Origin of the sequence: Streptomyces sp. ACA25, assembly GCF_028200735.1 — a bacterium.
Classification (GTDB): domain Bacteria; phylum Actinomycetota; class Actinomycetes; order Streptomycetales; family Streptomycetaceae; genus Streptomyces.
Genome location: NZ_JAQKPV010000028.1, coordinates 1 through 10,031 on the forward strand (window position 1 = coordinate 1; position 10,031 = coordinate 10,031).

Consider the following 10,031-nt stretch of genomic DNA (forward strand, 5'->3'; position numbering starts at 1 on the left):
CCGAACCACGCACCACCGCCAGGACGCGCTGGCCGTCCGCCACCGCGTCGGAGAGCCGTCGCAGGGCCAGCACCCCCACGCCCTCCGACCAGCCGGTACCGTCCGCGCCCGCACCGAATGCCTTGCAGCGGCCGTCGGGAGCCAGCCCGCCCTGCCGGGCGAACTCGGTGATGATGCCTGGGGTGGCCATGACGGTGACCCCGCCCGCCAGTGCTGTCGAGCACTCCCCCGCCCGCAGGGACTGTGCCGCCAGGTGTACGGCGACCAGCGAGGAGGAACATGCCGTGTCCACGGTCACGGCGGGCCCCTCCAAGCCGAAGGTGTAGGCGATCCTGCCGGAGGCCACGCTGGCGGTGCCACCGGTGAGCAGGTATCCCTCGGAGCCCTCCGAGGGCTCGTGCATCCGGGGACCGTAGTCCTGCGCGGTCGCGCCGATGAACACACCGGTCCGGCTCCCGCGCAGGGTCGCCGGGCCGACGCCGAGACGCTCAACGGCTTCCCATGCCACTTCGAGCAGCAGCCGCTGCTGGGGGTCCATGGCGAGGGCCTCGCGCGGCGAGATGCCGAACAGGTCGGCGTCGAAGCCCGCGACGTCTTCCAGGAATCCGCCTCTGTCGGGCAGGCTGCCCGTGGCGAATGCGGCCGGGTCCCAGTTCCAGCCCCGGTCCGAGGGGAGCTCCGAGAGCACCTCGCGGCCCTCGGACAGCACGCGCCACAGCGCGGCGGGCGAGTCGATCCCGCCGGGGAACCGGCAGGCCATCGCCACGATGGCGATCGGTTCGTCAGCCGCGGCACGGGTTGCGGGGCCGGTCCTGTCGTCGGTTTTCCCGCCCAGCAGGGCGTCGCGCAGGTACCGGGCGGCCTCGGTCGGGGTCGGCCGGTCGAACAGCAGGGTGGGCGGCAGGCGCAGACCGGTGGCGGTGGCCAGCCGGTCCCGGAGTTCCACGAGGGTCAACGAGGCGAAACCGAGAGCCTTGAACGTGTGCTGCGGCTCCACCGCCTCCGCTGACGCGAACCCGCCGACGACCGCGGCGTGCGCCCGCACCAGATCGAGCACAAGGGTGTGGCCGGCCCGCGGTGAGGCGGTGCGCACCCGGCCGCGCAGCGAGTCGTCCCGGGCCGCTGCGGCCCCGGCCGCAGAGGTGTCCGCACCGGGCCGCCAGTGGCGCTCACGCTGGAAGGCGTAGGTGGGCAGGTCGATGGCGGTGGCCGCGCGCGGCGTGGGGAGATCGAGGCTGACGCCGTGGGCGAGCAGCTCCGCCGCCGAGGCCAGCAACCGGGAGCGGCTGCCTTCGTTCCGTCGCAGCGAGCCGACAGCGACGGCATCGGGCATGTCGAGAGCGGCGAGAGTGTCGCGCACCGCGGGGACCAGTACCGGATGGGGGGTGCACTCGACGAGGAAGCGGAAGCCTTCCTCGGCCAGCCGACGGGTGGCGGAGGCGAATTCGACGGTGCCGCGCAGGTTCCGGTACCAGTACGCGGCGTCAAGACTTGCCGTGTCGGTCCATTCGCCGGTGACGGTGGACAGGAACGGCACGGTTCCGGTCCTCGGTTCGATACCGGCCAGTACCGTCGCGAGTTCGTCGCGGAGCGACTCGACCTGGACCGAGTGCGACGCGTAGTCCACGGGGATGCGTTTCGCCTCGACGCCGCGCGCCGCGCACGCGGCAGTGAAGTCGTCGAGTGCGGAGGGCTCACCGGCGATCACCACGGAGGCCGGGCCGTTGACGGCCGCCACGGACAGCGAGGGCATCGTGCTCACCCACTGCCGGACGTGCTCGACCGGAGCCGGCACGGACAGCATGCCACCGCGGCCCGCCAGGGTGCCGACGGCTCGGCTGCGCAGGGCCACGACCTTCGCGGCGTCCTCCAGCGACAGCGCACCCGCGACATAGGCGGCGGCTATCTCCCCCTGGGAGTGGCCGGTGACAGCATCGGGACGGACGCCCAGGGAGCCCCACACCTCGGCCAGCGCGACCATCACCGCGAACAGCGCGGGCTGGACCACATCGACACGGTCCAGGGTCGGCGCGCCTTCGGTGCCGCGCAGCACCTCCACCAGTGAGTAGTCCACGTGGGGCGCCAGGGCCTCCGCGCAGGCGCTGATGGTGTCGGCGAAGACCTGGTCCGTATCGAGCAGTTCGGCGGCCATGGCGGGCCACTGGGAGCCCTGCCCGGAGAAGACCAGGGCAAGTCGTCCGGAGCGCGCGACGCCCTCGGTGACCCCCGGAGCGGGCAACCCGCCGGCAACCGCGTCCAGGGCGGCGTGCAGGGCGCCGCGGTCCTCGGCCTGGATGACGGCGCGTCGGTCGAAAGTGGTGCGCGTGGTGGCGAGCGAGTGCGCGACGTCGGCGACGGAGGCATCCGAGTCGTCCACGGCCTCGCGCAGGCGGGCGGCCTGCGCGCGCAGCGCCGCCTCGGTGCGGCCTGACACCAGCACGAGGGCCGGTGCCCGGGGCACGTCCCGGGCAGCGCCGGGTCCGGCACCTGCGGTGGCCGTGGGAGCCGGACCGAGTACCAGGTGGCAGTTGGTGCCGCCCATGCCGAATGAGCTGACCCCGACGACACCCGGTCCGCCCAGCGGAGCGGGCTCGGTCTGCATCCGGAGGTTCAGCCGCTCCAGGGGAATGTCCGGGTGGGCGGAGCGGAAGTTGAGGGTCGGCGGGACAACGCCCTTCTCGACGGTGAGGGCGGCCTTGATCAGGCCGGCGATGCCGGCGGCGCCTTCCAGGTGACCGATGTTGGTCTTCACCGAGCCGACGGGCAGCGGTTCGGCCCGGACTGCGCCGAGTGCGGCACCGAGCGCGGCGGCCTCGACCGGGTCTCCCACCGGTGTTCCCGTGCCGTGCAGCTCCACGTAGCCGAGTGCCGCAGGCGGCACCCCCGCACGGGCGTATGCGGCGTGCAGGACGGCCTCCTGCGCGGCGGCACTCGGTGCGGTGAGGCTCGCTCCTCCGCCGTCGTTGTTGACGGCGCTCCCCAGGATCACCGCGTGCACCCGGTCGCCGTCGGCGACCGCCCGGGACAGGGGCTTGAGCACGACGAGCGCACCGCCCTCGCCGCGCACGAACCCGTTGGCGCGTGCGTCGAAGGTGAAGCAGCGGCCGTCCGGGGAGAGCCCGCCGAACCGGAGGGCGCTGACCGTGCTGTCCGGGGCCAGGACGAGATTCACCCCTCCGGCGAGTGCCAGGTCGGACTCGTCGCGCCGCAGACTCTCGCAGGCCAGGTGCACGGACACGAGGGAGGAGGACTGCCCGGCGTCCACGGTGAGGCTCGGTCCGCGCAGGCCGAGTGCGTAGGAGATGCGGTTGGCTATGACACCGCGCTGCAGGCCGGGCATGGTGTGCTGGTCGACCGTCGCATCGCCCTCACGGTGCAGCAAGGCGGCGTAGTCGTCCCAGATCGCGCCGACGAAGACGCCGGCCCGCCCACCGCGTACCCGGGCGGGGACGTGACGGGCGTCCTCCAGTGCTTCCCAGGCGAGCTCCAGCGCGAGGCGCTGCTGCGGGTCCATCGCCGCCGCCTCGCGCGGGGAGATCCCGAAGAACCCGGCGTCGAAGTCGGCCACCCCGGTGAGGAAGCCTCCGCGGGTGACCCCCGGCGCGGAGGGCCGGCCGGCAGGGACCTCGGCGACCGCTTCGGCGCCCGTGGAGAGCAGTTCCCAGAATTGTTCCGGGACCGCCGCTCCGGGAAGTCTGCATGAGTACCCGATTATCGCGATTGCTTCGGGTTCACCTGCGTGCACTTCCGACATGGATGCCTCAAAATCACTCGAAATCGCGAGTTCCGCCGAACCCGGATCTCTGCCGACGAAGTGTGCGGGTGACAACGCCTGAATGTGTGGTTCCGGCCTTTCTCCGACTGGGCCAATTCGGACAGTAGCCAAGGCCCCCGCAGGCGGCCAACCCCTAACCTCCGCGTTCCCGCCCCCTAACGTCGGAACCCGGCCGTCCGAGACCGACAGCCCTGGCGCAGGACGGGAGACGGGGCGTGTCTCCTCGCGACACGCCCCGTCGGGGGAACCGGTGAGCGGACCTGGTTCAGACCCTGGTGCTCCGGTCCTCCTCGAGGTTCTCCTCCGCCTTTTCCGCCCGCTCCTCACGGGCCCTCAGCTCCGCCCGCGCCTTCTCCTTCGCCTTCCGGGTCTCGGCGCGGTACACCGCCAGCATGCTGTTGAAGCCGGCCAGACCGAGCACGATCATGCCCGCGATCACCGGCCACTGCCACGCGTCCGGCATGTACAGCGCGAGAAACCACACCCGGTCGGTGGAACCGCTCACCTTGATGGCCAGCGGCACCAGTCCCTGCGGGAACAGCCCGAGGACGCCGATGGCCATGCTGCCCCAGAGGAGAATCTGGCTCTTGACCCCCATCGTCTCGAACGCGGACGGCACCTCCGTCTCCGGGTCATCAACCGCGGTCCGCTTCCCCGACCGCATCAACTGCAGCAGGTCGGGGCCCTTTTCACGCAGCCGCCGCGCGGCCAGGTCACCGAACCACACGTAGCAGACGATGCCGGTCAACAGACCGACCGGCACGCTCACCCACATGAGCAGCGGCCAGTCGCGCAGATGCCCCACGAGGGTCAGGCCGAGCGCGGGAGCAGCGGCAAGCGCGGTGAGGAAGAACATCAGGAACGATTGCCCGGTGACATCTCCGTGGTCCAGCGGTGAGTTCTTGCTCTTGTGGGGGTCGGGCCCCGGCACCAGACCCACCACGCTGATCCAGATGAGCAGGCCGACGCCGCCGCCGAGGACAGCGAGGTTGGCGGTCAGCGCCCACGGCATCAGAGAGAGGTCCCCGTGCAGGACGGAGCCCGCAACTGTCAGCACGAGCGTCAGCGGGCCGAACACCGTGAGCCAGGCGAGTTGCCGGGCCCGTACATCGGCCTTCTCCTTGCCGGGCAGCAACAGCGTCATCCACAACGCGGTGCCGTCCTGCCCGTACAGATTGGCGCACGTCGCGGCGGCCATCAGCGCGGTGGCCGCGCCGACGAACGGGAAGAACCCGGTGAAGTCGAGCATGAGGGGGAACAGCGCGGAGATGACCGAGAACGCGAGGGGCAGCACGATGTTCTGGGTGCGCAGCGGATCACGCCACCACGTGCGCATCTCCTTCAGGTAGAAGACCCCCAGATCGCTGCGCGCGGCCCAGCCCTTCGGCGCCGCCCGTTCCGCGGTGGACCCGCGCACCACCGCACGGGCGAGCAGCCCCGGTCCGAGCAGCCTCGTCCAGACGAGGAAGAGGAGTACGACAAGGGCGAGAAGAGCCGCCAGCGGCCCGACGGCTCCCTCCCAGTCACTGCGGCCGGCAGCTTCCACGGACAGCAGGCCCCAGCTGGAGGGCAGCCACTGCAGGACCGTGGAGAGCCGGGACGGGAAGCCGTATTCGAGCAGCACGTACACACCGATGAAGATGACCCAGGAGAACGAGGCCACCGCGATCATCGCCCCGGTCACCGTCGCGGTGATGACGCCCCCGAGACGGGACCTGGCCAGCGCGCCGAACAGCAGCGAGACCACCCGGGACAGGAGCACCACCAGCAGCAGCATCAGGATCACCGCGGGGAGCGAGACCACCACTGCCCACAGGCTCAGCCTGGCGGCGAAAACGATCAGTGCCGTGAAGGCGAGGAACGTGACCGCCGTGGTGATGGCCACCATGGCGGAGGCGAGCAGACCCGTGGCCAGTGTGCCGCGCGATATCGGCTGCCGGTGGAAGTGCTGCCCGTTGAGCGGGGGCTCGCCGATGAATGCCGGGCCGACCATCCAGCCCAGGGCCCACAGCGCGAAGGTCACCGCGAGCAGGTCCACCATCATCCGCGGCTGCGAGAAGTCGAAGAACGCCAGGACGATGTTGGCGACGGCCAGGCAGAGACCGACAGTCCCGCCGACCGCGGCCCACGCCAGCTTTCCCTCGGTCGCCGTGTTCCGCAGCACGGCGAGCTTCATACCGATCAGGACGCCAACCACGACAGTCCTTCCTCGCCACCGACTGCGGCTCCGGCCAGATCGACGAAGGCCTCCTCGAGCGTACGGTTGCCGCGCACCTCGTCCAGCGGGCCTTCGGCCACGACCTGGCCCTTGATCAGCACCCCGACCGTGTCGCAGAGCTGCTCGACCAGCGCCATGACGTGACTGGAGATCAGCACCGAGTTGCCGCCCGCGACGAACCGTTTGAGGATGTGCTTGATCGTGGCCGCGGAGACCGGGTCGACCGCCTCGAAGGGCTCGTCGAGTACCAGCAGCTTCGGCCCGTGCAGCAACGCGGTGGCCAGACCGACCTTCTTGCGCATGCCCGTGGAGTAGTCGACGACCAGGGTGCGCTCCGCCGAACCGTCGAGCTCCATGACGGCAAGCAGTTCATCGGTGCGCTGCGCCACCTCGGCGGCGCTCAGACCGTGCAGGTGACCGAGGAAAGTGAGCAGTTCCCGTCCTGTGAGCCGCTCCGGCATCGCCAGGCCGTCGGGCAGCACGCCCATGAGCTTCCGGGCCCGCAGCGGTTCTTTCCACACATCGATGCCGTGGACCAGGGCGTAACCCTCGTCCGGCCGCTGCAGGCCGACCGCCATGGACAGCGCCGTCGTCTTCCCCGCGCCGTTCGGCCCGACCAGCCCGTAGAAGGACCCCGGAGCCACGGTGAGGGAGGCGTGATCCACCGCGGTGTGTTCACCGAACGTCTTGTGCAGCCCGACAAGGCGAAAGGCGGCCGTCTCGCCCTCGTCGGACGGGGGCGTGGCCCCGTCATTCCCGGTTGGCCGCACGTTTCCTGAATGCACGCTGGTTATCTCATTTCCTCGGTTGTGGGGGTGATCCTAGTGGCACAGTCAGTGCCCGGAATCCCGAGCTTCTTGCTGTGAATGGGGGCAGGGTGCCGTGGCACTCCGTCACAGGGGAATGTTGCCGTGTTTCTTCGCCGGTCGTGACTGACGTTTGTTCCGCAGGGCCATCAGTGCCCGGGAAACCTCCACCCGGGTGCGCGCGGGCTGGACGACCATGTCGACGTACCCGTGGGAAGCGGCGACGTAAGGGTTGCCGAACCGCCGTCGGTAGTCGTCGGTGAGCCTGTCCTTGACCTCGGCCCGTTCCTCCGGCGGCGCGGCGGCGAGTTCGCGGCCGTGCAGAATGCGCACCGCGCTCTCCGCGCCCATCACGGCGATCTCGGCGGTGGGCCAGGCGATGACGCAGTCGGCCCCGACGTGCCGGGAGCCCATGACCGCGTACCCGCCGCCGTACGCCTTGCGGGTGATGACGGTGACCTTCGGCACCGTCGACTCCGCGTAAGCGTAGAACAGTTTGATGCCGCGCCGGATGATGCCGTTGTGCTCCTGACCGACTCCGGGCAGATATCCGGGCACGTCCATGAACGTCAGGAGAGGTATGTGGAAGGCATCACAGAAGCGGACGAACCGTGCCGCTTTCTCCGACGCGTCGATGTCGAGCACCCCCGCAAGAAAGCCTGGCTGGTTCGCCACCACTCCCACCGAATGCCCATCCACCCGGCCCAGCGCACAGATCATGTTGCGGGCGAAGTCCGGGTGGATCTCCAGATAGTCACCGTCGTCGAGGACCGTGGAGATCACCTCGGCCATGTCGTAGGACTGGCTGTCCCCGTCGGGGACGATCGAGTCGAGTGCGAGGTCCCGCTCCGTGGTGCCGGTGCCGGCCGTGTGCTCATAAACCGGGGCACGGTCGAGGTTGTTCCCCGGCAGGTACCCGCACAGGGTCTGCACCCAGGAGATGGCATCCCGTTCGTCCTCGGCCACGTAGTGCGCGTTGCCGGAGACCTGCCCGTTGACCGCCGGACCGCCGAGTTCCTCACCGGTCACCTGTTCCCCGGTGACCGCGGTGACCACGTCCGGTCCGGTGACGAACATGTACGAGATGTCCTTGACCATGACCGTGAAGTCGGTGAGGGCCGGTGAGTACACCGATCCGCCCGCGCAGGGGCCCATGATGAGCGAGATCTGCGGGATGACGCCGGAAGCGTGGACATTGCGCGCTCCCAGCTCCGCGTAGTAAGCGAGGGAGACCACGCCTTCCTGAATGCGGGCGCCGCCGGAGTCGTTGATGCCGATGACCGGACAGCCGATGCTCATGGCGAGATCGTAGACCTTGATCACCTTGCTGCCGAAGGCCTCTCCCATACTGCCACCGAGGATGGTGAAGTCGTGCGAGAACACACACACCTGGCGACCGTCGATGGTCCCGTGCCCGGTCACCACACCGTCCCCGTACGGGCGGGGGATGTCGAAGTCGGTGCTGCGGTGGCGGACGAACTCGTCCAGCTCGACGAAGGAGCCCGCGTCCAGGAGCAGCTCGATGCGTTCGCGGGCAGTGAGCTTCCCCTTGGCATGCTGCCGGTCCGTGGCCCGCTTCTCCGCGAGGTGCGCGACCTCCTCGTGACGGGTGGCCAGGTCGGCGATGCGGTCCGCAGTGGTCGTCAGTGGCCGCTCCACGGGGGAGAGGGGCTCGTGTGACGGCATGCCAAGTCCTTTCGAGAGAAGAGGCCTGCCCCCGCATGGTCACCGGCCGGGACCGCAGGCATCACCCCTACTGCCCCCTACCGGCGCCTGCGCGGAAGGCCGGACCGGGCACCGCACCGGTCATCGCGCGCGGACACCTCCGCCGAGGACGCCGGGCGGTCCGGAGGTCCGCGGTCAGGAGCTGTCCAGTTCGCTGTCGATGAGGGCGAAGATGTCCTCCTCGGTCGCCGCGTCGAGGTCCTCATCGGTCGCTTCCTCGGCAGCCGGGTCCGTCCACTTCGCGAGCAGTGCGCTCATCCGCACGTGCAGGCGGGTCCGGTCCGCGTCGGACAGCTCCGGAAGCACGGCATCCAGATTGTCCAGCTCGGCCAACAGCACCGCCGCCGGGCCGGGGCCCGCCGGCACCAGCTCGGCGAGGAGCCGCTCGGCCAGCGCGGCCGGGGAAGGATGGTCGAACACCAGCGTGGCCGGCAGCCGGACACCCGTCACCGCACCGAGCCGGTTGCGCAGTTCCACTGCCGTGAGCGAGTCGATCCCGAGGTCCTTGAACGCCCGGTCCGGTTCGACGGCCGCCGCACCCGCGAATCCGAGGACAGTGGCGGCCTCCGCCCGCACCCGGTCGAGCAGCACCCGCAGCCGCTCCGCCGCAGGCAGACCACGCAGCCGGTCGGTCAGGCCGGTGTCCGCCCCGGCCGGAGCCGCAGTGCGTCTGGTCCCCCGGATCAGGCCACGGAGCAGGTGCGGCAGATCGGTACGGCCCGCGAGCGCGGCGGTGTGCAGCCCGGCGAGGACCACGGCGGGGTCGCCACCGTCCAGTGCCGCGCGGAGCAGCTCCAGTCCCTCCTCCTCGGTGATCGCCGGGAAGCCGGACCGTGCGGCCCGTTCCCGGTCCGCGTCGGTGAGAGTGCCGAGCATGCCGCCGGGGACGTCCCACGGTCCCCAGGCCAGGGCCCGGGCCGGCAGTCCCCTCGCCTGCCGGTGCACGGCAAGGCCGTCCAGGTAGGCGTTGGCTGCTGCGTAGGACGCCTGACCAGGGCTGCCCAGGGTGGCTGCCAACGAGGAGAACAGCACGAACTCCTCGGCTTCGGGGGCCAGCCGGTGCAGGTGCCGGGCCGCGGTGACCTTCGCCGCCAGCACCGGTGCGACCCTGTCGGGTGTCAGGGCAGTGGCCACGCCGTCATCGAGCACACCGGCCGCGTGGAAGACCGACCCGATCCGCCTGCCGCGCAGCACCGAGGCCAGTGCGTCGGGATCAGCGGCGTCACAGGCCACCACCTCGGTCTCGGCTCCACGCGCCCTCAGGTCCGCTGCCAGCTCGGCGGCACCGGGAGCGGCAGGCCCGCTTCTGCTCAACAGCAACAGGCGGCGGCGCCCGTGGTCCGCGAGGTGCCGGGCGATCAGCCCGCCGAGCGCACCGGTGCCACCGGTGACAAGGACCGTCGCCTCGGGATCCGGGGCGGCAGGCAGGGTGAGCACCACCTTGCCGATGTGCCGGGCCTGACTCATGAACCGGAAGGCTTCCGGCGCCTGCCGCAGATCCCAGGTG

General features: G+C 70.6%; 5 protein-coding genes. All 5 read right to left on the bottom strand.

The annotated features are described in order from the left end of the window. Positions 1–3,754 (bottom strand): type I polyketide synthase (locus PJ985_RS22840; RefSeq protein ID WP_271685793.1); only part of this gene is annotated, 3,754 nt, incomplete at its 3' end. 286 nt (positions 3,755–4,040) lie between these two features. Further along, positions 4,041–5,972, bottom strand: a complete 1,932-nt coding sequence (locus tag PJ985_RS22845; protein ID WP_271685794.1) for a hypothetical protein — start codon at positions 5,970–5,972, stop codon at positions 4,041–4,043. Continuing rightward, positions 5,957–6,763 carry an ABC transporter ATP-binding protein gene (locus tag PJ985_RS22850; RefSeq protein ID WP_271685795.1) on the bottom strand — a complete coding sequence of 269 codons (807 nt, stop codon included), beginning with the start codon at positions 6,761–6,763 and terminating at the stop codon, positions 5,957–5,959. Before PJ985_RS22850 ends, PJ985_RS22845 begins: the two co-directional genes overlap by 16 nt. Positions 6,764–6,886: 123 nt before the next feature. Then, positions 6,887–8,485: an acyl-CoA carboxylase subunit beta gene (locus tag PJ985_RS22855; protein ID WP_271685796.1), complete on the bottom strand. Its 1,599-nt coding sequence runs from the start codon at positions 8,483–8,485 to the stop codon at positions 6,887–6,889. Positions 8,486–8,659: 174 nt separating this feature from the next. After that, on the bottom strand, positions 8,660–10,031 hold a 1,372-nt coding region (locus PJ985_RS22860; protein WP_271685797.1), incomplete at its 5' end, for a beta-ketoacyl reductase.